Source organism: Hydrogenophaga pseudoflava, from assembly GCF_004353865.1.
GTDB classification, from domain to species: Bacteria; Pseudomonadota; Gammaproteobacteria; order Burkholderiales; family Burkholderiaceae_C; genus Hydrogenophaga; species Hydrogenophaga pseudoflava.
Genome location: NZ_CP037867.1, coordinates 2,845,321 through 2,868,344 on the forward strand (window position 1 = coordinate 2,845,321; position 23,024 = coordinate 2,868,344).

Here is a 23,024-nt window from a genome sequence, read left to right on the forward strand (position 1 = left end):
GTGTCTTTCCTGTTTGATTCGATGTTATTCCATTCATCCATCCGCACCGAACTGGCACGCAGTTTCGGCGCCACCCTGGTGGTGCTCTTCACCATCGTGCTGACGGTGCTGCTGATCCGCACGCTGGGACTGGCCTCGCGCGGCAGCGTGAACCCGGAAGAGGTCATGCTGGTGCTGGGCTACACGGTGCTGGGCTACACGCAGACCATCCTGACGCTGGCCCTGTTCATCGCGATTGTCTCCACGCTCTCCCGCATGTACCGCGAGAGCGAGATGATCATCTGGTTCTCCAGCGGGCGCTCGCTGGGGGGATTTCTCAGTCCGGTGATGAGGTTCGCCTGGCCGGTGCTGCTGGTGATCGTTCTGATGGTGCTGTTCGTCTGGCCCTGGGCCAACCAGCAGACCGCCGAACTGCGCAACCGGTTCGAAAACCGCGGCGACCTCCAGCGCATCGCCCCGGGTCAGTTCCAGGAGTCGTCCAGCGGCCGGCGGGTGTTCTTCATCGACAAGGACACGGCCGACGGCACCGAAGGGCGCAACGTGTTCATCTCCAGCATCGAGAAGAACGGCAACGAGACCGTCACCTCGGCGGTGTCCGGCCGCATCGAGTGGCAGGGTGACCGCCAGTTCCTGATGCTCAACAACGGCCAGCGTCTCGAAAGCGACCCGAAGACCGGCCGCATCAAGGTCAGCCAGTTCGAGCAGTACGGGGCACAGATCGGCGCCTCGTCCTCCTACATCCGCGGCGGCCAGGCGCTCAAGGCGCGCAGCACCCTCGCGCTCATCCAGGACCCCACGCCCGCGCACATGGGTGAACTGGGTTGGCGCATCGGCGTGGCACTGACCGCCTTCAATCTGGTCTTGCTGGGCGTCGCGACCACGGTCAGCAACCCCCGTGCCGGCCGCAGCGGCAACCTGCTGTTCACGCTCTTTGCCTTCATCGTGTACTTCAACCTGCTCAACGTCGGTCAGCGCTGGGTCACCGCCGGACAGGTCAGCTGGCTGACGCTGACCGTCCTGCTGCACGGCTCGGTGTTCCTGTTCAGTGCCCTGTGGCTGGCCAAGCGCCACCACAACATCCACTGGCGCACCTGGTTCAGCCAGATCGCACGTGGCGGCGCCGCGGGGGCATCCGCATGAAAACGATCCGCCGACTGATCTACGGTGAGGTCCTGATCGCCACCGGCTACGTGCTGCTGGCCTTCCTGTCGCTGTTCTTCTTCTTCGACTTCGTCGAGGAGCTGGCGGCGATCGGCCAGCCGTCCCGCCTGGACCCCAAGGTCACCTACGAGCTGACGCACGCCATGCTGTATGTGGCGCTGCTGATGCCCAGCCGCATCTACGAGCTGCTCCCGATATCGGTGCTCATCGGCTCGGTGGCGGTGCTGGCGCGCCTGGCCCAGAGTTCCGAATACACCATCCTGCGCACCAGCGGCCTGGGGCCATGGAAAGCGCTGCGCACGCTGCTGGGCCTGGGCCTGCTGTTTGTCGCGCTCACCTTCGCGGTCGGGGACTATGTGGCCCCCATTGCCGACAAGACGGCGCAACTGCTCAAGGCCCGGTACCAGGGCAAGCTGAGCCTGGGCCAGACCGGCGCCTGGCTCAAGGAGCGGCAGGCGCACAGCAACTTCTCGGTCAACGTGGGGTCGCTCTCCCCCTCCGGTGAGCTGGGAGAAGTCCGCATCTTCGAGTTCGACAACCAGGGCCTGCTGGTGTCCACGGTGCAGGCCGAGCAGGGCCGGATCGAAGGCCACGGTACCTGGACGCTGAACAATGCGGTACGAAGAGAGTTTGATGTGGCGGGCCAGCTGTCGGCCCGGATCGTGCGCAGCCAGCACGAGTCGTTCGCCTGGCCCAGCGCGATTTCCGCGGAGATGGTGTCGGTGGCGCTGCTCAAGCCAGACCGCATGCGCACGACCGATCTTTACGCCTACGTCCAGCACCTGGAGGCCAACGGCCAGACCGCGCAGCGTTACGAAATCGAGTTCTGGCGCAAGGTGTTCTATCCACTCTCCTGTCTGGTGATGGTGGTGCTGTCCCTGCCATTCGCCTATCTGCATTTCCGCAGCGGCGGCATCACCGGCTACGTGTTCGGCGGCGTGATGATCGGCATCAGCTTCTTCCTGCTGAACAACGTTTTCGGCTACATCGGCAATCTCAACCACTGGCGTCCGTGGCTGGCGGCGGCGTCTCCGGCCATCATCTATTCGTTCCTCTCGCTGGGTGCGTTTGGCTGGCTGGTGCTCAGGAGATAGCCATGCTGGGCGTCATCGTTTTTGCGCATGGGTCCCGCGACCTGCTGTGGCGGGCGCCGGTCGAATCGGTGGCGCGGCAGATCCGTGACGCCGATCCGGCGGTCCGGGTGGCCTGTGCCTATCTGGAGCTGAGCGAGCCCGACCTGCCCACCGCCGCCGCGCAGCTGGTGAGCCAGGGGGTGTCCCGCATCCGGGTACTACCCCTGTTCTTCGGCATGGGCAAACACGCGCGTGAAGACCTCCCGGTGCTGGTGGAGCAGCTGGCACGCGCCCACCCCGACGTTCGCTTCGAGCGCCTCGCCGCCGCCGGCGAAGATCCCCGCCTGACCGCCCTGCTCGCACAGATTGCGCTGGAACCTGCCCGATGAACCTGCACCAGTTCCGCTTCGTCCAGGAGGCGGTGCGCCGCAACCTGAACCTGACCGAAGCCGCCAAGGCGCTGCACACCTCGCAGCCCGGCGTTTCCAAGGCCATCATCGAACTCGAAGAAGAGCTGGGCATCGAGATCTTTGCCCGCCACGGCAAGCGAATCAAGCGCATCACCGAACCCGGCGTGCAGGTGCTCAAGAGCATCGAAGTGATTCTGCGCGAGGTCAACAACCTCAAACGCATCGGCGAGCAGTACGCAGCGCAGGACAGCGGCACGCTGTCCATCGCGACCACCCACACCCAGGCGCGCTACGTGCTGCCCGGACCGGTGGCCAAGCTGCGCCAAGCCTATCCCAAGGTGGCGGTCAGCCTGCACCAGGGCTCACCCGACCAGGTCGCCAAGATGCTGATCGAGGAAGTAGCTGAAATCGGCGTCGCCACCGAGTCGCTGACCAACTACCCCGATCTGGTCACCCTGCCCTGCTACGAATGGCAGCACGTGCTGGTCTTCCCCTACGACCACCCGCTGGTCGCGCAGGAGCGCATCACGCTGGAAGACCTGGCCCATGTGCCACTGATCACCTACCACCCGAGCTTCACGGGCCGCACCCGCATCGACCAGGCCTTTGCGCTGCGGCACCTGCGGCCCAACATCGTGCTCGAAGCCATCGATTCGGACGTGATCAAGACCTACGTGAAGCTGGGCATGGGCGTGGGTATCGTGGCCGAGATGGCGATGCAGGGTGACAACGCGACCCCCGACCTCGTGGCCCGCCCCGGCGCGCAGCTGTTCGGCCACAACCTGGCCCGCGTGGCCTTCAAGCGCGGCAGCTACCTGCGGCAGTTCGTGCTGCGCTTTGCCGAGCTGCTCAGCGACCGGCTCTCGCGCGACCTGATCCTGCGCGCCATGGCCGGCAACTCCGACGAATACGACATCTGAAGCCATGGACACCGCCACCGCCCCCCGCACGCCGCCGCTGACCTCCCGCCTGCCCGCCGTCGGCACCACCATCTTCACCGTCATGTCGGCGCTCGCCGCCGAGGTCGGGGCCGTCAACCTGGGCCAAGGTTTCCCTGACTTCGACTGCGACCCGGAACTGGTCAACGCCGTCACCCTGGCCATGCAGGCCGGCCACAACCAGTACCCGCCCATGCCCGGCGTGCCGGCGCTGAGACAGGCCATGGCCGCGAAGATGGAAGCGCTGTACGGCCTGCGCTGCGACCCGAACACCGAGATCACCGTCACCGCCGGCGCCACCCAGGCGATCTTGACCGCCATCCTCGCTGTGGTGCACCCGGGCGACGAAGTCATCGTGCTCGAGCCCTGCTACGACAGCTACGTGCCCAACATCGAACTGGCCGGCGGCAAGGTGGTTCGCGTGCCGCTGGTGCCGGGCAGCTTCCGGCCCGACTTCGACGCCATCGCCGCCGCCATCACGCCGCGCACCCGCGCGCTCATGATCAACAGCCCGCACAACCCCAGCGGCCAGGTCTGGAGCGCCGAGGACATGCGCCGGCTGGAGGCGCTGCTGGCGCCGACCGACGTGCTGCTGATCAGCGACGAGGTCTACGAGCACATGGTCTACGACGGCCAGCAGCACCAGAGCGCTGCACGCTTCCCCGGCCTGGCGGCGCGCGCCTTCATCATCAGCAGCTTCGGCAAGACCTACCACGTCACCGGCTGGAAGGTCGGTACGGTGATCGCACCTGCGCCGCTGACGGCCGAGTTCCGCAAGGTGCACCAGTTCAACGTGTTCACCGTGAACACGCCCATGCAGCACGCGCTGGCCGCCTACATGGCCGACCCGGCGCCCTACCTGCAATTGAGCGATTTCTACCAGCGCAAGCGCGACCTGTTCCGGGAAGGTCTTGCACAAACGCGCTTTCGCCTGCTGCCCGGCCAGGGCACCTACTTCCAGTGCGTGGGCATTGAGAACCTGGCGGTGGCGGAACGCGACCTGCCCGAAGGCGAGTTCTGCCAGTGGCTCACGCGCGAGATCGGCGTGGCGGCGATTCCTCTTTCGGCGTTCTACGGCAACGGCTTCGACCAGAAGGTGGTGCGCTTCTGTTTCGCCAAAAAGGACGACACCTTGAAGGCTGCACTGGAGCGGCTGGCCCGCCTCTGACGCAGCGCGTCAGCAGCGGATCGGGTTGCGGCAGAAGCGCTCCAGTTCCCTCACGGTGCTGCGCCCGGCCACCGGCTGGCGCGCCTTGGGCCCGACGTCCAGGCTCAGCTTCATCTCGTACTTGCGAAAGAACTCGTCAAAGAGTTCACCACCCAGGGTGCCGGTCGCGGTCAGGGTGTCTGTGCGCGCATCGTGCTCCAGCAGCACGGCGCACAGCGGTTGTTCCGCCGGCCCGCCCAGCACCTGGGCACCGCGCGCCGGGTCGTATTGGCTGTGGTCGGCGCAGCAGTGGATCAGGTCGTTGCCGTGACTGGGCGTCTTCGGATTGAGCACCGGTCCCTTGCGGAAGCTGATGAAACTCAGGTCCTTGGTGGGATAAACCAGCTGGTGGGCGCAAATGGCGCTGAACGCCACCAGGCTGCGGCGCGGCCCCACGCCACCGGGCCACTGGTAGTCCTGCTGGCCCTTGGTCTTGAGGGACAGTGGCATGGCGGCCTTGCCCAGGTCCAGCAGGAACACCGGCGTGGCCTCGAACGGGTAGTGGAACACGTAGTTCGTCTGCAGCTTCAGCTGCGAAGCTTTCACCGGATCACCCAGCTCGTCGACGAGCAACGCCGGGGCGTAGCGGCGCGGCGTGGCCTGTGCCGCCCAGCTGGCCGCCCCGAGTGTCGTGGCCAGCGCACCCGCGCCCAGCGCACACCCTTCCACGAAGTCACGCCGATCCATGGACACCTCCATGCAAAGAAGGCGTCAGTGAAGCGCATGCCGGGCGCCCCTGTCAACAGGGGCACGCCGGATCAGGTGTTGAGCTGGGCCCAGGCCTTGTCGATGCGCTTGATGCTCACCGGCTGCGGCGTGCGCAGCTCCTGCGCAAAGAAGCTCACGCGCAGCTCTTCCAGCAGCCAGCGCACCTCCTGCAACCGGGCGTCCTGCACACCCTTGCGCTCGGCCACCAGGCGCCAGAAGCGCTGGTCCTGCGGCCGGAGTTCCGCGAACTTCGCCGCGTCGCGCGCCGGGTCGCCGCGCAGCTTGTCCAGCCGCAACTGCACCGCCTTGAGGTAGCGCGGGAAATGCTGCAGCTGCGCGTAGGGCGTGGCGCTCAGGAAGGTCTTGGGCACCAGGCGCTGCAGTTGCTGCTGCACGTCGGTGGCCACGTCGGCCGGAGGCTTGCTGTCCTTGAGCTTGCGCTGCGCGGCTGCGAACTCGGTGAGGATCACGCCAGCCTGGCGCGCGATCTCGTTGGCGATCAGGGTCAGGCGTCCTCTGCCCTCGTCCACCCGAGCTTTGAAGGCCGCGGCGTCCGCCGGCAACGGGTCGGTCAGGAAGGCACGGTCCAGGGCGAGATCGAGGATCTGGTTCTTCAGTTCGTCCAGCGTGCCGCCACCGCCGCCACTGTCGGTCTTGCCAACGGCCATGTAGGCCACGCCCATGGCCTGCAGGCCGGGCAGGTTCTTCTCCAGGTACTTCAGCGCGTCCTTGATCTGCAGCGCGAACAGGCGGCGCAGGCCGGCGCGGTGGCGCGCCTGCGCCACCTCGGGCTCGTCGAAGACCTCGATGCGCACCGCGTCGCCGTCGTCGATCAGCGCCGGGAAACCGATCAGCGTCTGGCCACCCTTGCGGATTTCCATCAGCTCGGGCAGTTCGCCGAAGTCCCAGGTGGTGTGGCGCTGTTCGGCGCTGGACGTCTTCGCGGCCGGTGAGGTCGGTGCCTTGGCCTTGTCGGGCGCAGGCATACGGCGAACGCCATCGGCGGCCGTTGACTGCGCCGTTGCAGCGGGCGCAGCCGCGGGCGCCGCGATGTCCTTGAGCTTGAGCGAAGCCAGCGCCTGGAAGGCGCCACGCGCCTGACTGCCCAGCTCGGCTTTCAGTGCGCCCAGGTTGCGCCCCTGGCCGAGCTGGCGGCCGTGTTCGTCCACCACGCGCAGGTGCATGAAATGGTGGGCCGGCAGCATGTCCACCTTGATGTCGTTGCGCTGCACCGGCAGCTGCGTGGCCTCGCGCACCAGCTTGAGCAGCGCGTCCATCAGGTTACCGCTGCCGAACGTTTCGGGCTGGCACAGGGCCTCGGTCATCTTCTCGGCGGTGGCCGGCAGCGGCACCAGGCGCGAACGCGGCCGCTGGTGCAGGGTCTTGAGCAAGGCCTGCACCTTGTCCTTGAGCATGCCGGGCACCAGCCAGTCGCAGCGGTCTTCGCTGACCTGGTTGAGTGCGAAGATGGGCACGGTCACGCTCACGCCGTCGCGCGGGTCACCGGGCTCGTGCAGGTAGGCGGCGGCGCAGTCCACACCACCCAGGCGAATGGTCTTGGGGTAGGACTGCGTGGTGATGCCGGCGGCCTCGTGCCGCATCAGCTCTTCGCGCGTGAGGAACAGCAGTTTCGGGTTCGCGCGCGAGGCGTCGCGGTACCAGCGCTCGAAAGCCGCGCCGTTGCATACGTCGGCCGGCAGTTGCTGATCGTAGAAGGCGTAGATCAGTTCGTCGTCGACCAGCACATCCTGGCGGCGTGCCTTGTGTTCCAGCTCCTGCACCTCGCGCACGGTGCGGCGGTTGGCGGTCAGGAAGGGCAGCTTGCTGTCCCAGGTGTCCTCGTGCAGGTGGCCCACCAGGGCTTCGCGGATGAAGAGATCACGCGCGCCGGCCGGGTCCACTTTTTGATAGTCCACCCGCCGCTGCTGATAGACCACCAGACCGTACAGCGTGGCACGTTCATAGGCGCTGACGCGGCCGGCCTTCTTCTCCCAGTGCGGGTCCAGCACCTGCTTCTTGAGCAAATGGCCGCCGACCTGCTCCAGCCACTGCGGCTCGATGTTCGCAATGCCGCGACCGAACAGGCGCGCGGTTTCCACCAGTTCGGCGCAGACAATCCAGCGGCCAGGCTTCTTGCTCAGGTTCGCGCCGGGGTGGCGGTGGAACTTGATGCCGCGCGCGCCCAGGTACCAGTCCTCGGTGTCGTTCTTTTGGCCGATGTTGCCCAGCAGGCCGGCGAGCATGGACAGGTGCAACTGTTCATACGACGCAGGCGCGGTGTTGATGGGCCACTTGTGTTCTGCCACCACGGTGTGCAGCTGCGAATGGATGTCGCGCCACTCGCGCACACGCCGCACGTTGATGTAGTTCTCGCGCAGCAGATTTTCGTACTGGCGGTGGCTGAGCTTGTGATCGGTGCCGTGGCCGCCCTTGCTGTCTTCCAGCCACTTCCAGAGCTTGAGCGTGCCGGTGAACTCGCTCTTCTCGTCGTCGAACTTTTTGTGCGCCTGGTCGGCCTGGGTCTGCTTGTCCATTGGCCTGTCGCGCACGTCCTGCAGGCTCAGCGCGGATGCAATGACCAGCACCTCGTCCAGCGCGCCGCGCTGCTGCGCCTCCAACAGGATGCGGCCCACGCGCGGGTCCAGGGGCAGGCGACTGAGCGTCTGGCCGATGCGGGTGAGTTCGTTGGCCTCGTCCACTGCGCCCAGTTCGGACAGCAGCTGGTAGCCGTCGGTGATGGCGCGGCGCTGCGGCGCTTCCAGAAACGCGAAATCCTCCACCGCACCCAGGTGCAGCGCCTTCATGCGCAGGATCACCCCCGCCAGCGAGCTGCGCAGGATTTCGGGGTCGGTGAATTTCGGCCGGCTGTTGAACCCGGCCTCGTCGTACAGACGGATGCAGATGCCGTCGGCCACGCGGCCGCAACGGCCGGCGCGCTGATTGGCCGCGGCCTGGCTGATCGGCTCGATGAGCAACTGCTCCACCTTCTGGCGGAAGCTGTAGCGCTTGACGCGGGCCGTGCCGGCGTCGATGACGAAACGGATGCCCGGCACCGTCAGCGAGGTCTCGGCCACATTGGTCGAGAGCACGATGCGGCGCTGGCCGTGCGGCTGGAAGATGCGGTCCTGCTCGGCCTGCGACAGGCGCGCGAACAGCGGCAGCACCTCGGCGTTGCGCAGCGCGGGCTGATGCGACAGGTGTTTGCGCAGATGGTCGGCGGCCTCGCGGATCTCGCGCTCGCCAGGCAGGAACACCAGGATGTCACCGCCCTGGCCTGCTCCACCGCGCCACAGTTCGTCCACGCCGTCGGCAATCGCATCGTTCAGGTCGTACTCGCGGCTCTCTTCAAACGGCCGGTAACGCACCTCCACCGGGTAGGTGCGGCCAGAGACCATCAAGACAGGCGCTTTGCCTTTGCTGGACGCGAAGTAGTCCGCAAAGCGGTCCGCGTCGATGGTGGCCGAGGTGACGATCACCTTCAGGTCCGGCCGGCGCGGCAGCAGCTGGCGCAGGTAACCCAGCAGGAAGTCGATGTTCAGCGAGCGCTCGTGCGCCTCGTCGATGATCAGCGTGTCGTAGGCGCGCAGGTCGGGGTCGGTCTGCGTCTCGGCCAGCAGGATGCCGTCGGTCATCAGCTTGACCGAGGCGTCCTTGCTCAGCCGGTCCTGGAAGCGCACCTTGTAGCCCACCACCTCGCCCAGCGGTGTCTTCAGCTCTTCGGCAATGCGCTTGGCCACGCTGCTGGCCGCGATCCGCCGCGGCTGCGTGTGGCCGATCAGCTGGCCGCGCTGGCCCGGCTTCGCGTTGAGCCGGCCACGCCCCATCGCCAGGGCAATCTTGGGCAACTGCGTGGTCTTGCCCGAACCGGTTTCGCCGCAGACGATCACGACCTGGTGGTCGCGGATGGCGTCCTCGATCTCCTGCCGGCGGGCGGAGACGGGCAAGGCTTCTGGGAACTCGATGTGCAGCGCGGAGGACAAGGGGATAACTTCAGTCAAAATCGGGCAACCCGCGATTATCCTGCGCACCCCGCCCGTCTGCCCCACCCGCCCGACATGTCCACCGTCTTCAATTTCACCTTCGTGCCCTGGTTCCGTTCGGTGGCCCCGTACATCCACAAGTTCCGGAACCAGACCTTCGTGATCGGCCTGACTGGCGAGGCCATCGCTGCGGGCAAGCTGGCCTCGATCGCGCAGGACATCGCCATGATCCAGGCCATGGGCGTGAAGATCGTGCTGGTGCACGGCTTCCGCCCGCAGGTCAACGAACAGCTGCGCCTCAAGGGCCAGGAGGCGAAGTACTCGCATGGCATGCGCATCACCGACCCGATCGCGCTGGATTGCGCACAGGAAGCGGCGGGCCAGCTGCGTTACGAAATTGAAGCCGCCTTCAGCCAGGGCCTGCCCAACACGCCCATGGCCGGCGCCCGGGTGCGCGTGATTTCGGGCAACTTCATCACCGCCCGACCGGTGGGCCTGATCGACGGTGTCGATTTCCAACATACGGGCCTGGTGCGCAAGGTGGACACCGAAGGCATCCAGCGCACGCTGGACATGGGCGCCCTGGTGCTGATCTCGCCATTCGGCTTTTCACCCACCGGCGAGGCGTTCAATCTCGGGATGGAAGACGTGGCGACCTCGGTGGCTGTGGCCTTGCAGAGCGACAAGCTCATCTTCCTGACCGAGATCCCGGGCATCCGCGTGGACGCCAACGATCCTGAAAGCGACATCGACACCGAGCTGCCCCTGGCCGATGCCAAGCGCCTGATCGCCAGCCTGCCCGTCGCCACCCTGCCCACCGATCCGGGCTTCTACCTGCAGCACTGCGTGCGCGCCTGCGAAGGTGGTGTGGAACGCAGCCACATCATTCCGTTCAAGCTGGACGGGTCGCTGCTGCTGGAGATCTATGTGCACGACGGCATCGGCACCATGGTGGTGGACGAGAAACTGGAGAGCGTGCGCGAAGCCACCATCGACGACGTCAGTGGCATCGTGGCCCTGATCGAGCCCTTCGAGAAGGACGGCACCCTGGTCAAACGCGACCGCACCGAGATCGAACGCGACGCCGGCAACTACACCATCATCGAACACGACGGCGTGATCTTCGGCTGCGCCGCGCTCTACCCCTACCCCGAAGAGCGCACCGCCGAAATGGCCGCGCTCACCGTTTCGCCACAGAGCCAGAGCCAGGGCGACGGCGAGCGCCTGCTCAAGCGCATCGAGACCCGCGCCCGGGCCCAGGGACTGCAGAGCATCTTCGTGCTCACCACCCGCACCATGCACTGGTTCATCAAGCGAGGCTTCGTGCAGGTCAACCCCGACTGGCTGCCCGAGGCGCGCAAGCGCAAGTACAACTGGGATCGCCGCAGCCAGGTGCTGGTCAAGAAGCTGGGCTGAGAGCCTGCCCAGCGAGCGGGCCGCGCCTACTACCGTCGGCGCAGCAGCAGTGCCGTCGCCAGCGCCGCAATGCCGGCAAAACAGAGGAAGGACCAGTTTGCGATGGACAGGCCCAGGAAGGTCCAGTCGATCGCCGAGCAGTCGCCGCTGCCCTTGAAGATCATGGGAATCGCGCGCTTGAGCGGGAACGATTCGATCATTCCGTAGAAGTCGCGTCCGCAGCTGAGCACCTCGGGCGGGTACCACTGCAGAAAGCTCTGGCGCGCGGCGACGAAGGCGCCGCCCAGTGCCAGCAACCCCATCAGGACGACGCCGACGCGCCGACCCTTGGCCCCAGACAGGGAGGCCGCGACGCCGGCCACGATGGCCACGAGGATCAGCGCATAACGCTGCACGATGCACATCGGGCAGGGCTCCAGTCCCACCACATGCTGCAGGTACATGCCGAAAGCCAGCAGACCGATGCAGCCGGCAGCCACCAGGGTCAGCACACGGCGCGGGTGCTGGTCAAGAACATCGAGGGCGGGGGTGAGGAAACTCAAGAAAACTCCAGAAGATGAAAAAGGCGCTGCGGGTGGACCCGGCCAGCGCCTTCAAGTTCCAGCGGCGGGCGATCAGCCGTTGTCGGCGAACGCGCGCTCGATCACGAACTGGCCCGGGCGCGTGGTATTGCCCTCAGCAAAACCGCGCTTCTCGCACAGCGCCTTGAGGTCGCGCAGCATCTCGGGGCTGCCGCAGATCATGACGCGGTCTTCGGCGGGGTTCAACTCAGGCAGGCCGGTGTCCTTGGCGATCTGGCCGCTCTCGATGATGTTGGGGATGCGGCCCTGGTGCACGAAGGGTTCGCGGGTTACGGTCGGGTAGTAGATGAACTGCTGGCTCACCATCTCGCCCAGGAACTCGTGCTGCTTGAGCTGGGTTTCCAGCATGTCGCGGTAGGCCAGTTCCTTGACCTCGCGCACCCCGTGGATCAGCACCACCTGCTCGAACTTCTCGTAAGTCTCGGGGTCGCGCACGATCGAGAGAAACGGCGCCAGCCCGGTGCCGGTGGCCAGCAGGTACAGGCGCTTGGCCGGCAGCAGGTAGTCGATCAGCAGCGTACCGGTGGGCTTCTTGCCGACGATGATGGTGTCGCCCACCTGGATGTGCTGCAGGCGGCTGGTCAGCGGACCGTCCGGCACCTTGATGCTCAGGAACTCCAGATGCTCTTCATAGTTGGCACTGGCGATCGAGTAGGCGCGCAGCAGCGGCTTGTCGTTCACCCGCAGCCCGATCATGGTGAAGTGGCCGTTGGAGAAGCGCAGCGCCGTATCGCGGGTGGTGGTGAAACTGAACAGACGATCGGTCCAGTGATGAACGCTCAGGACGCGCTCTTCCAGAAATGCACTCATGGTCTTGAAGAAGATGGATCCGGCCGGGACGCCGGACTTGGAAACAAAAACAGTTCGCGATTGTAGAAGTCGGGTTCCGGCGCGCCTTGCGATATATCAGGAACTGGCACCGGCGCCCGAAGGGGATTCGCTTGCGCTGGGTATTCATTGCTACAGTGGAGCCCCTCTTGCAGGCCCCTGCACCATGCAACCCGGTCTTGCTGGCTGCTCGCATCATGCCGACCTTGGGTTAATACTGGAACGAATAGTTTTTCATTTTACTTAGACATCAACAGAATAAGGAAACCCCATGGCACGCACCATCCACTGCATCAAGCTCGGCAAGGAGGCCGAAGGCCTGGACTTTCCACCCTACCCCGGCGAACTGGGCAAGCGCATCTATGAGAACGTGAGCAAGGAAGCCTGGGCGGACTGGCTCAAGCACCAGACCATGCTGCTCAACGAAAACCGCCTCAACCTGGCCGATGCCCGGGCCCGTCAGTACCTCGCCCGCCAGATGGAGAAGCACTTTTTTGGCGAAGGTGCCGACGCGGCGGCGGGCTATGTGCCCCCGAGCGCGGGTCAATAAGCAGCCGGATCACCTCCTTCCCTGGTGACCTCCTCATCCCGCCACGCGCTGGTGCTGGGCGCCGGTCTGGCCGGTGCTGCCTGTTGCGCGACCCTCGCCCGCCGGGGCTGGCGGGTCGAGCTGCTCGAACGCGGCCGCCAGGCCGCCATGGGCGCCTCCGGCCTTCCAGTGGGCATGCTCAGCCCGCATGTCACGCGCGCGCCGACACCGCTCTCGCGCCTTTGCTCCCTGGGCGTGGCCGATGCACGGTCCCAGCTCGAGCGTCTGGTGCCACAGGGCCACGGCTGGCAGGCCACGGAAGTCGACAACCTCGGACACGACCCCGGCCGCTGGCCTGCAGCGGTGGTCCGGCCGTCGGCACTGGTCCTGGCCTGGCTGTCTGAGGCGCAGTCCTCCGGGGGCCTGAGCATCCGCTTCGATGCCGCTGTGGCCAGCCTGGTCCGCGAGGATGGACAGTGGGTGGCCAGGGATGGTGCAGGCGTGGTGCTCGGCGCCGCGCCGACTGTGGTGGTGGCCACCGCCTACGGGGCGTTTCCATTGCTGGAAGGAATCCACGGCCACGGATCGGGCGCGGTGCCGCTGCGACCGGTCAAGGGCCAGCTGACGCTCGCGGCCCTGCAGACGCCACCGCTCGCGCCCCGCCCCATGCGCAACAACGGGGTCTTTGTGCCGGCCTACGAAGATGCCGGTCTGCCGCCTTCATGGCCTTCCCGCGTCTGGGCCATGGGTTCCACTTACGAACGCGGTCGCGACGACACCACCGTGGATTCCGCGGCTCATGAACGCAACGCGGTGAGCCTGGAAGAGATGCATCCGCAGGCGGCTGCCGAGCTGCGACGCTGCGCCAGCGACGGGCGCCTGCTTGGCTGGTCCCAGGTCCGGTGTGCGTCGCAGGACCGGCTGCCGATGGTCGGCGCCGCGCCCGACCTGAAAGCCATGCAGGAATTGTTCAACGCCGCTGGGGGGCGCCGCGGCAGGGTCCCGTTGCTGCAGACGCCCCGTCTGCCAGGACTGTTCATGCTGACGGCGCTTGGCTCCCGCGGCCTGACGCTGGCCCACTGGTGTGCCGACTGGTTGGCCGGCCGGATGAGCGGCGAGCCCTCGCCGCTGCCCGAGCAGGATCGGGACCTGGAGAAGGCCCTCGACCCGGCCCGTTTCGCCTGGAGGGCAGCCCGCCGGCAGCCGGTGGCCTGAACCGGCTCAGGCCAGGAGTTCAAGCCAGCGCCGCCACTGGGCTTCCTGCAACGGCCGACCCACCAGGGCGCTGATGCCCGTGCGTTCCGTGTCCCGCTTGAGCCGCCGACGATTGAGCCAGGGTGCCAGGGGGTCGGCGTGCTCGCTGACCCCCACGGTCAGCGCATTGGCGTTGTGCTGTGAAAACAGCCGCGCCAGCTGCCAGGTGTCGACGTGGTGCTCGTCCAGGTCGAATACCCCACAGACATAACGGCGGCGTCCGATGCATTCAAGAGCGGCTTCGGTGCTGTCCGCCTCGTCCACCTCCGACACCCCCACCCCGGACAGCCAGGCCGTGACCTGCCCGCGCTCGCCCGCGGCGCCAACGATCAGCGCCCGCTTGTTTGGCGACTCCGAGCCGGTCTCCAGTGGCCCGGGCTGGGTCACATCCAGGTCGAGAAAGCCGGAGTCCACCCGTCGCGCGGCATACACCGCATCCAGATCATTGAGCATGACGGCCCACTGAATCGGCCGCTCCAGCACTCGCCAAGCATGCGCAGGTGCATGCGACCCCACCCAGATCAGTCGCTGACCCGGCGGGGTCTCCCTGGCATGGGACAACACCGCCTCGGCCGCGTCGCCGTCCACCAGAGCCACTTCTGCCAGCCGGGTCGGGGCCTGGACCCCGGGCGCGGTCAGTGGCACCCAGGGCGCGTAACTCAGTTCGCGCTCTTCGGACAGTCGGAAAACGGTGTTGAGCGCATGTCGCTCCACGTCGCTGAAGCCCACCACCTGCACATGAATCCGCTGCTTGACCATCGGCGCATGTTACCCGCGTGACGCCGCTGCACAACCAAAAGAGACCAGACATCCGACACCACTGATAACCAGAAGAAATATATGAACAACCAAAATGTCGTTTGAGATATATGGGCATTTGCGTAGAGTCGCGCCCCATGTCAGAACTTGCTTTTGTCTTTGCCGGTTTTTCTGTGGGCCTCGTCGTGGGCCTGACCGGCGTGGGCGGCGGTTCGCTGATGACCCCCATCCTTATTTTCTTCTACGGAATCAAGCCTTACCTCGCCGTGGGCACCGACCTGCTGTTCGCGGCCGTGACCAAGGCGGGTGGCACCATCAATCTGGCACGCCAGCGCCTGGTGCCTTGGCGCGTGGTGGCCCAGCTGTGCGCCGGCAGCATCCCAGCTGCGCTGGTCACGCTCTGGGTGCTGCACCAGGTGGGCCCAGCCAGCCCTGCAGTGCAGTCGGTCATGACCCACACGCTGGGCGTGGCCCTGCTGCTGACCGCCGCCGCCATGCTCTACAAGGCGGCCCGTGGCAAGGTGCTGCCGCGAAGTCTGCCCACGACGGAAATCGACAAAGCCACCCATGCCCGCCACTGGAGCCTGCCGGTGCTGTTCGGCGCCGTCATCGGCACCCTGGTCACGCTGACCTCGGTCGGCGCTGGCGCCATCGGTGTCTCGGTGTTGCTGCTCCTGTTCCCGCTGCTGCCGCTGCCGCGCATCGTGGCCGCCGACATCGCCTACGCCGTGCCGCTGACCCTGGTCGCCGGTCTGGGCCACGCCAGCCTCGGCTCGGTCGACTGGCCTCTGCTGGGCAAGCTGCTGGCCGGTTCGCTGCCCGGCATCTGGCTCGGCACCCGCCTGATGCGCCACACGCCAGAGCGTCTGGTGCGCTCCCTGCTCTCGCTGCTGCTGGCCTACGCCGGCACCAAGCTGATCGCCTTCTGATTTATCGCCTCACGACAGCCATGTACCAGTACTCCGATTTCGACCGACAGTTCGTCCAACAGCGCGCCGCCCAGTTCCGCGACCAGCTCGAACGCTTCCAGGCCGGCACGCTGGACGACGAAGCTTTCAAGCCGCTGCGCCTGCAGAACGGCTGGTACATCCAGCGCTTTGCGCCCATGCTGCGCGTGGCCGTGCCCTATGGCGAAATCAACACCACCCAGCTGCGCGTGCTGGCCAAACTGGCCCGCGACTTCGACCACAAGGAGGCTCACGACACCTCCAAAGCCAACGCCGCCCTGGCCGACGTGCCCAGCCTGCCGGACCGCTGCGCCCACTTCACCACGCGCCAGAACGTGCAGTACAACTGGATCCCGCTGCACCGCGCCGCCGACGCCATGGACCTGCTGGCCAGCGTGAACCTGCATGGCATCCAGACCAGCGGCAACTGCATTCGCAACATCACCACCGACGCCCTGGCCGGCATCGCCGTCGATGAGGTGGCCGACCCGCGCCCCTTCGCGGAAATCATGCGCCAGTGGAGCACGCTGCACCCGGAGTTCGCCTTCCTGCCGCGGAAGTTCAAGATCGCCATCACCGGTGCCCGCGAAGACCGCGCCGCCACGCCCTGGCACGACGTGGGCCTGCGCCTGCTGCGCAACGTGGACGGCGATCTGGGCTTCCAGGTGCGCGTGGGTGGCGGCATGGGCCGCACCCCCGTCATCGGATCGGTGATCCGTGAGTTCCTGCCCTGGCACCAGATCCTCAACTACCTCGAAGCCGTGGTGCGCGCGTACAACCGCTTCGGCCGCCGCGACAACAAGTACAAGGCCCGCATCAAGATCCTGGTCAAGGCCGAAGGCCAGTCCTTCACCGACCAGGTGGAAGCCGAGTACCGCGACATCGTCGAAAAAGACGGCGCGCCACACACCATCACGCAGGCCGAGCTGGACCGCGTGAGCGCCTTCTTTGTCCAACCCACCCTTCGCTGCGATCGCAAGAGTGCCGACGCCAAGATCGCCAACATCCTCAAGGCCGCCGCCGAGGACGACGTCGAGTTCAGCCGCTGGCTGACCCGCAATGTCAAGCCGCACCAGAACCCCGACCTGCGCGCCGTCACTCTGTCCTTCAAGCGGCTGGGCTCTGCGCCCGGCGACGCCACGGCCGACCAGCTGGAACGCGCGGCCGAGCTGGTGGACCGTTTCTCCTGCGGCGAAGCCCGCGTGACCCACGAACAGAACCTGCTGCTGCCCTGGGTCAGCTGCGATCAGTTGCCCGAGCTGTGGCGCGAGGCGCGTCGCCTGGGCCTGGCCAAGCCCAACATCGGCCTGCTGTCCGACATGATCGCCTGCCCAGGCGGCGACTTCTGCGATCTGGCCAACGCCCGCTCGCTGCCCATCGCACAGGCCCTGCTGGCCCGCTACCAGGACCTGGACGAACTGCACGACCTCGGCGAGATCGACCTGCACATCAGCGGCTGCATCAACAGCTGCGGCCACCACCACAGCGGCCACATCGGCATCCTGGGCGTCGACAAGGACGGCCAGGAGTGGTACCAGGTCACCCTGGGCGGCTCCGACGGCACGCGCCTGTCGGGTGAAGCGGTGCCGGGCAAGGTGATCGGTCCGTCCTTCGCGGCCGACGAGATGGTCGACGTGATCGAGGCGCTGATCGACACCTTCCGTGCCCAGCGCCAGCCGGCCGAGACCTTCGTCAACACCGTCAAGCGGGTCGGCATCGAGCCCTTCAAGACCGCCGCCAACGCGGTGCGCGTGGCCACGGCCCGCACCCCGGTCACCGCCTGAACGCAGGAGCCCACGACATGAAACCCACGATCCAACTCTTCAAGGCCGACAGCTTCAGCGCCGACGACACCGGCACCCTGACCCTGCCCAACGACGCCGACCCGCGCGAAGCTGCCCTGGACGGCGTCCACACGGTGCAGCTGCAGTTCCCATCGTTTGCCGACGGCCGCGCCTTCAGCCAGGCCTTCCTGCTGCGCCGCCGTCTGGGCTTCACCGGCCAGATCCGCGCCATCGGCGATGTGCTGATCGACCAGCTGGCGCAGATGCAGCGCAGCGGCTTCACACAGGCCGTGCTGCGCGCCGACCAGAGCATCGAGCACGGACAGAAGCTGCTGGCCCAGTACGACGCCTACTACCAGGGCGATGCCGTGGACACCCGCCCGCACTTCGCCCACGCCTGAGCACCAGGACGAACACCATGAGCACCATTGATCTCGCAAAAATCAACGCCGACATCGGCCGCGACACCCCCGCCCTCGTCAAGTGGGCCCTGGGCCTGAATCAGCCGGCCATCGTCACCACCAACTTCCGCCCCTTCGAGGCGGTGATCCTGCACCTGGTCACCCAGGTCAACCCGGACGTGCCGGTGGTCTGGATGGACAACGGCTACAACACCGAGGCCACCTACCGCTTCGCCGACGAGGTGACCCGCCAGCTCAAGCTGAACCTGAAGATCTACCTGCCGCGGCGCTCGCGCGCGCACCGCGAGGCCGTGGAAGGCGCCACGCCCGCGCTGGACGACCCGCGCCACGCCGCGTTCACCGAAGAAGTGAAGCTGGAGCCGTTTGCCCGCGCCCTGCGCGAGACGGCGCCCAAGGTCTGGTTCACCGCCCTGCGCGCCACCGACACCGCCGTGCGCGCGCAGATGGACCCGGTGAGCATCAACCCGGACGGCCTGATCAAGGTTGCCCCGCTGCTGCACTGGACGTCCAAGGACCTGTACCACTACTGCGAGCTGCACGGCCTGCCCAACAACTTCGACTACGTGGACCCGACCAAGGGCGAAGAAAACCGCGAGTGCGGCCTGCACCTGGCTCATTGAAGCCCGGCCCACCGAACCGACTGCCGACAACGATCATGAACGCCCGTACCGACTCCGCCGTGCTGCAATCCGCCCACAACGCTGCCCAACACCACCTGAGCAACGCCCACCTGGACGCGCTTGAAGAGGAAACCATCTTCATCCTGCGCGAGGTGGCCGCCGCCTTCGAGCGCCCCGCCCTGCTCTTCTCGGGCGGCAAGGACTCGCTGGTCATGCTCAAGTGCGCGGAGAAGGCTTTCGGCATCGGCCGCATCCCCTACCCGCTGCTGATGATCGACACCGGCCACAACTTCCCGGAAGTGACCGACTTCCGCGACAGCCGCGCCAAGGAACTGCAAGCCGAACTGATCGTGCGCAGCGTCGAAGATTCGATGGCCCGCGGCACCGTGCGCCTGGCCCACCCGGGGGAGAGCCGCAACGTGCACCAGTCGGTCACGCTGCTGGAAGCCATCGAGGAATTTCGCTTCGACGCACTGATCGGCGGTGCCCGCCGCGACGAGGAAAAGGCGCGCGCCAAGGAACGCATCTTTTCGCACCGCGACAGCTTCGGCCAGTGGCAACCCAAGGCCCAGCGCCCCGAGCTCTGGACCCTGTTCAACACCCGCCTGGCCCCGGGCGAGCACTTCCGCGTGTTCCCCATCAGCAACTGGACCGAACTGGACGTGTGGCAGTACATCGAGCGCGAAGCCATCGCCCTGCCCTCGATCTACTACACCCACAAGCGCGAGGTGGTCGACCGCCGCGGCCTGCTCGTGCCTGTGACCGAACTCACCCCGCCCAAGGATGGCGAGACGGTGCAGATCCGCGATGTGCGCTTTCGCACCGTGGGCGACATCACCTGCACCTGCCCGGTGGAGAGCCTGGCCGCCACCGCCGGCGACATCGTGATCGAGACTCTGGCGGCTGACGTCAGCGAGCGCGGTGCGACGCGCATGGACGACAAGACGTCCGAAGCTTCGATGGAGAAGCGGAAAAAAGACGGTTACTTCTGAAGCCGACTTCGCACCCACGAACCGACCTTTCCCCGGACATTCCCATGAACGCTGTTGTTACCCCCTCCACTGCCGCCGACACCCGCACCGCCCTGAAGTTCATCACCTGCGGCTCGGTCGATGACGGCAAGAGCACCCTGATCGGCCGCCTGCTGGTGGACAGCAAGGCGGTGCTGCAAGACCACCTCGCCGGCGTGCAGCGCCAGGGTGAGACCGATCTCGCACTGCTGACCGATGGCCTGTCGGCCGAACGCGAGCAGGGCATCACCATCGACGTCGCCTACCGCTACTTCAACACCGAGGCCCGCAAGTTCATCATCGGCGACGCCCCCGGACACGAGCAGTACACCCGCAACATGGTCACGGCCGCCTCGGCCGCCGACGCCGCCGTGGTGCTCGTCGACGCGACCAAGCTGGACTGGAAAGACGCCGGCCTGAAGCTGCTGCCCCAGACACGCCGCCACTCGCTGTTGCTCAAGCTGCTGCGCGTGCCCTCCGTCGTGTTTGCCGTCAACAAGCTCGACGCGGTGGAGGACAGCGCGCTGGCGTTCACCAACATCGCGGGTGCTCTGAGCGCGTTTGCAGCGGACGCCGGGATCGAGGTCACCGCCACCGTCCCGGTCTCAGCCCTCAAGGGCTGGAACGTGGTCGACGCCCCCGTGCAGGCTGGCTGGTGCGGCTATCAGGGCCCGACCCTGCTCAACATCCTGGAGCACCTGCCGGTGACCCGCCCGGACACCGAGCTGCCGCTGGCCTTCCCTGTGCAGTGGGTCGAAAAGTTCTCCTCGTCTTCCGACACCAGCCAGGGCCGCCGTGTGTTCTGGGGCCGTGTCGCCACCGGCGTCGTCCAGCCAGGCCTGCAGGTCAAGGTCATGCCCAGCGGCCAGACCGCCACCGTGGCGCAAGTGCTCAACCACGTGCGCAACCCGCAGGCGGTCCCCGCCGGTCACAGCGCCGGCATCGTGCTCGACCGCGAGGTCGATGTCTCGCGCGGCGACTGGCTGCTGGCCGTGGACGAGCAAGGTCAATCCCTCGAAGCCAGCCGCGAGATCCGCGCCACGGTCGCTTGGATGGACGATGAAACCCTGGTCGCCGGCCGTGTCTACTGGGCGCTGCATGGCCACCGCTGGGTCAAGGCCAAGGTCAAGCGCATCGTGCACAAGTTGGACATCCACACCCTGGCGGAAGGGGAAGCCACCCAGCTAGAACCCAACGCCATTGGCCACGTCGAACTGGCGCTGCAGGAACCGCTGGCCACTGCACCGTTCGCACAGTCGCGTGCGCTGGGTTCGCTGGTGCTGGTGGACACCGCCAGCCACAAAACTTCCGGTGCCGTGCTGGTGAACTGACGCGCTTCGCAAGTCGGGTTTAACCAATATCAAGGCCAAGGGCTTCCCCGGGGCCTTACCCTCCTGCTCCGCCTAAAATCCTTGGTTTGATCGATTTTCCTCCCACACCATGACCCACGTCGTCACCGAAGCCTGCATCCGCTGCAAATACACCGACTGCGTCGACGTCTGCCCCGTCGACTGCTTCCGCGAAGGCCCGAACTTCCTGACCATCGATCCGGACGAGTGCATCGACTGTGCGGTCTGCATTCCCGAGTGCCCGGTCAGCGCCATCTTCGCCGAAGAGGATCTGCCCAAAGACCAGGTGCACATGACAGAGCTCAACGCCGAACTGGCCAAGCTGCCGAACTGGAAGAGCATCACCAAGCGCAAAGATCCGCTGCCCGACCACGAGGAGTGGAAAGACCGCACCGGCAAACTGTCCGAACTCGCCCGCTGATCCCAGGAGATGATGACCGGTGACGTGATCGAGACCGATGCGGTCATCATCGGTGCCGGTCCTGTGGGCCTGTTCCAGGCTTTTCAGCTGGGGCTGCTGGAGATCCGGACCCACGTCGTCGACGCGCTCCCGCACCCTGGCGGGCAGCCCGCAGAGCTCTATCCCGACAAACCGATCTATGACATTCCTGCCGTGCCCGCCTGCACCGGTCAGGAGTTGACCGATGCGCTGCTGAAACAGGTTCGCCCCTTCGAACCCACCTTTCATCTCGGGCAGACGGTATCCCGTGTCGAACGACAAGGCGATGATCGCTTTCTGGTGTCGACCTCCCAGCGAACCTCGCTGCTGACCAGGACGGTGTTCATCGCCGCAGGTGTCGGCGCCTTCGAGCCACGTCGCCTCAAGCTCGAGGGTCTGGAGACCTTTGAAGGCTCGCAGCTTTTTTTCTTTCCGCGCCTCCCGGAACAGGAAATCGGGCGTCGCGTGCTGGTGGTTGGAGACACCGACAGCGCCATGCAATGGGCGCTGTCCCTGGTGAACCAAGGCGGCGTCGATGTGACACTGATGCACCGACGCGATGTGTTTCAGTCCAGCACGGACTTGCAGACGCAGATGCGCGCGCTCTGTGCACAGGGACGCATGCGGTTGCTGATTGGCCAGGCCACCGCCTGCGAATCGGATGGCGAACGTCTGAGCGCTGTCAGTGTTTTGCGGGCCGATGGCGCCGCAGAACGCCTGGACGTCGACAGCATGTATGTGATGCAGGGACTCTCACCCCGTCTGGGCGCCATGGCCCAGTGGGGACTCGCGCTGGAACGCAAACAGCTGGTAGTCGACACCGCGACGTTTTCCACCAGCGAGCCCGGGATCTTCGCTGTTGGCGACATCAACACCTACCCGGGAAAGAGGAAGCTCATCGTCTGTGGCTTCCACGAGTGCGTGCTCGCAGCGTATGCGGCAGCCACGCGGGTGTTTCCCGGCAAAGCCATCCACCTCGAATACACAACCTCCAGTTCCCGACTGCATCGCCTGCTGGAAGTGCGGCCCGAGCCACTTGGCGGCCCAGTTCCATAATTTTTTGAAGAAACTGTGACCCGGCTTCCAAACATCATAAAAATCACACTATAATTTGAGGCTGTTCCCTGATAGCTCAGTCGGTAGAGCGACGGACTGTTAATCCGCAGGTCCCTGGTTCGAGTCCAGGTCGGGGAGCCAAGAAACATGAGAGTCAGCAGGTTAGCGCCTGCTGACTTTTTTGCTTTCTGGGCGGCTCGTGTCCGACACGTGTCCGAAATTTCCAGGGGGTTTGGTGTGTGTATCTTGAGTACAACACCATGATCAAACTCAGTGGGCTACACCTTTATGGCGCCAAGGCATGTGCAGGCATGACTTACCTGCCAGTGACTGCGCCTCTGCAAGCAATCACCTCCCACAGTGGCGACAACCAAAGCCAGGAGTCGCACTTGACCACACTACCAAAGTGCAGAGTCTTTCAGACTCCGAGTCGAGTCCTGCAGGCGCCGTCGGTACACCCAGCGGCCGACAAGTATCGCTAGCCCTGCGAACACAGCAGCTGCAAGCAACCACAAGGACGCCACATGCCATGAAATCGCTTCTTCCAGCAGTG

21 protein-coding genes and 1 tRNA gene are annotated in these 23,024 nt (G+C 65.9%); 17 read left to right on the forward strand and 5 right to left on the reverse strand.

Annotation, left to right across the window (positions count from 1 at the left end; all coding sequences use genetic code 11):
* Positions 1–21 precede the first annotated feature (21 nt).
* Genes lptF through HPF_RS13660 form a run of 5 tightly spaced genes read left to right on the forward strand, consistent with a single transcriptional unit; the run spans position 22 to position 4,750 of the window.
* The gene (lptF, locus tag HPF_RS13640; RefSeq protein ID WP_066151778.1) at positions 22–1,140 is read left to right on the forward strand and encodes an LPS export ABC transporter permease LptF; all 1,119 of its coding nucleotides are present in this window, start codon (positions 22–24) and stop codon (positions 1,138–1,140) included.
* The gene (gene lptG / locus HPF_RS13645) at positions 1,137–2,255 is read left to right on the forward strand and encodes an LPS export ABC transporter permease LptG (protein WP_066151115.1); all 1,119 of its coding nucleotides are present in this window, start codon (positions 1,137–1,139) and stop codon (positions 2,253–2,255) included. Before lptF ends, lptG begins: the two co-directional genes overlap by 4 nt.
* Positions 2,256–2,257: 2 nt before the next feature.
* The gene (locus HPF_RS13650) at positions 2,258–2,623 is read left to right on the forward strand and encodes a sirohydrochlorin chelatase (protein WP_133156874.1); all 366 of its coding nucleotides are present in this window, start codon (positions 2,258–2,260) and stop codon (positions 2,621–2,623) included.
* Complete coding sequence (locus HPF_RS13655; RefSeq protein ID WP_066151121.1) at positions 2,620–3,564, forward strand: CysB family HTH-type transcriptional regulator; 945 nt, start codon at positions 2,620–2,622, stop codon at positions 3,562–3,564. Before HPF_RS13650 ends, HPF_RS13655 begins: the two co-directional genes overlap by 4 nt.
* 4 nt (positions 3,565–3,568) lie before the next feature.
* A complete protein-coding gene (locus HPF_RS13660; protein ID WP_133156875.1) occupies positions 3,569–4,750 on the forward strand; it encodes a pyridoxal phosphate-dependent aminotransferase in 1,182 nt (393 codons plus the stop codon).
* 9 nt (positions 4,751–4,759) lie between these two features.
* Here the strand turns inward: HPF_RS13660 and HPF_RS13665 are convergent, their stop codons facing one another.
* Positions 4,760–5,476, reverse strand: a complete 717-nt coding sequence (locus HPF_RS13665; protein ID WP_127805942.1) for a twin-arginine translocation signal domain-containing protein — start codon at positions 5,474–5,476, stop codon at positions 4,760–4,762.
* Positions 5,477–5,547: 71 nt separating this feature from the next.
* Positions 5,548–9,483, reverse strand: coding sequence for an ATP-dependent RNA helicase HrpA (gene hrpA / locus HPF_RS13670; RefSeq protein WP_207959405.1), 3,936 nt, complete (start codon positions 9,481–9,483; stop codon positions 5,548–5,550).
* A gap of 69 nt (positions 9,484–9,552) precedes the next feature.
* On the opposite strand from hrpA, the gene argA reads away from it, so the two are divergent.
* On the forward strand, positions 9,553–10,893 hold the full coding sequence (argA, locus tag HPF_RS13675; protein ID WP_066151130.1) for an amino-acid N-acetyltransferase: 1,341 nt from the start codon (positions 9,553–9,555) through the stop codon (positions 10,891–10,893).
* A gap of 29 nt (positions 10,894–10,922) precedes the next feature.
* Here the strand turns inward: argA and HPF_RS13680 are convergent, their stop codons facing one another.
* Entirely contained in the window at positions 10,923–11,435 is a 513-nt protein-coding gene (locus HPF_RS13680; RefSeq protein WP_133156877.1) for a disulfide bond formation protein B, read from the reverse strand.
* A gap of 72 nt (positions 11,436–11,507) precedes the next feature.
* Complete coding sequence (locus HPF_RS13685) at positions 11,508–12,284, reverse strand: ferredoxin--NADP reductase (RefSeq protein WP_066151134.1); 777 nt, start codon at positions 12,282–12,284, stop codon at positions 11,508–11,510.
* Between the two features lie 289 nt (positions 12,285–12,573).
* Here HPF_RS13685 and HPF_RS13690 point away from each other — a divergent pair, with 289 nt between their 5' ends.
* Together HPF_RS13690 and HPF_RS13695 are read left to right on the forward strand one after the other, a co-directional pair.
* Positions 12,574–12,852: an oxidative damage protection protein gene (locus HPF_RS13690; RefSeq protein WP_066151138.1), complete on the forward strand. Its 279-nt coding sequence runs from the start codon at positions 12,574–12,576 to the stop codon at positions 12,850–12,852.
* Positions 12,853–12,876: 24 nt separating this feature from the next.
* On the forward strand, positions 12,877–14,046 hold the full coding sequence (locus HPF_RS13695) for an FAD-dependent oxidoreductase (protein ID WP_133156878.1): 1,170 nt from the start codon (positions 12,877–12,879) through the stop codon (positions 14,044–14,046).
* A 6-nt stretch (positions 14,047–14,052) separates the two neighbouring features.
* Here the strand turns inward: HPF_RS13695 and HPF_RS13700 are convergent, their stop codons facing one another.
* On the reverse strand, positions 14,053–14,844 hold the full coding sequence (locus HPF_RS13700; RefSeq protein WP_079365774.1) for a hypothetical protein: 792 nt from the start codon (positions 14,842–14,844) through the stop codon (positions 14,053–14,055).
* Positions 14,845–14,981: 137 nt separating this feature from the next.
* Here HPF_RS13700 and HPF_RS13705 point away from each other — a divergent pair, with 137 nt between their 5' ends.
* The 9 genes from HPF_RS13705 (at position 14,982) to HPF_RS13745 (ending at position 22,612) form a co-directional block, all read left to right on the forward strand.
* Positions 14,982–15,773 (forward strand): sulfite exporter TauE/SafE family protein, encoded by a 792-nt coding sequence (locus HPF_RS13705; protein ID WP_133156879.1) that lies wholly within the window; start codon positions 14,982–14,984, stop codon positions 15,771–15,773.
* A gap of 20 nt (positions 15,774–15,793) precedes the next feature.
* The gene (locus HPF_RS13710) at positions 15,794–17,575 is read left to right on the forward strand and encodes a nitrite/sulfite reductase (protein ID WP_133156880.1); all 1,782 of its coding nucleotides are present in this window, start codon (positions 15,794–15,796) and stop codon (positions 17,573–17,575) included.
* Positions 17,576–17,592: 17 nt separating this feature from the next.
* Positions 17,593–17,976, forward strand: coding sequence for a DUF934 domain-containing protein (locus HPF_RS13715; RefSeq protein WP_133156881.1), 384 nt, complete (start codon positions 17,593–17,595; stop codon positions 17,974–17,976).
* Between the two features lie 17 nt (positions 17,977–17,993).
* Complete coding sequence (locus tag HPF_RS13720) at positions 17,994–18,617, forward strand: phosphoadenosine phosphosulfate reductase domain-containing protein (protein ID WP_127805938.1); 624 nt, start codon at positions 17,994–17,996, stop codon at positions 18,615–18,617.
* 35 nt (positions 18,618–18,652) lie between these two features.
* Positions 18,653–19,609, forward strand: coding sequence for a sulfate adenylyltransferase subunit CysD (gene cysD / locus HPF_RS13725; protein WP_079365769.1), 957 nt, complete (start codon positions 18,653–18,655; stop codon positions 19,607–19,609).
* Between the two features lie 44 nt (positions 19,610–19,653).
* Positions 19,654–20,958, forward strand: coding sequence for a sulfate adenylyltransferase subunit 1 (locus HPF_RS13730; RefSeq protein WP_133156882.1), 1,305 nt, complete (start codon positions 19,654–19,656; stop codon positions 20,956–20,958).
* 109 nt (positions 20,959–21,067) lie between these two features.
* Entirely contained in the window at positions 21,068–21,397 is a 330-nt protein-coding gene (fdxA, locus tag HPF_RS13735) for a ferredoxin FdxA (protein ID WP_133156883.1), read from the forward strand.
* Positions 21,398–21,406: 9 nt separating this feature from the next.
* Positions 21,407–22,471, forward strand: coding sequence for an NAD(P)/FAD-dependent oxidoreductase (locus HPF_RS13740; RefSeq protein WP_133156884.1), 1,065 nt, complete (start codon positions 21,407–21,409; stop codon positions 22,469–22,471).
* A gap of 65 nt (positions 22,472–22,536) precedes the next feature.
* Positions 22,537–22,612: transfer RNA gene (locus tag HPF_RS13745), tRNA-Asn, on the forward strand.
* The last annotated feature ends 412 nt before the right edge of the window (positions 22,613–23,024 follow it).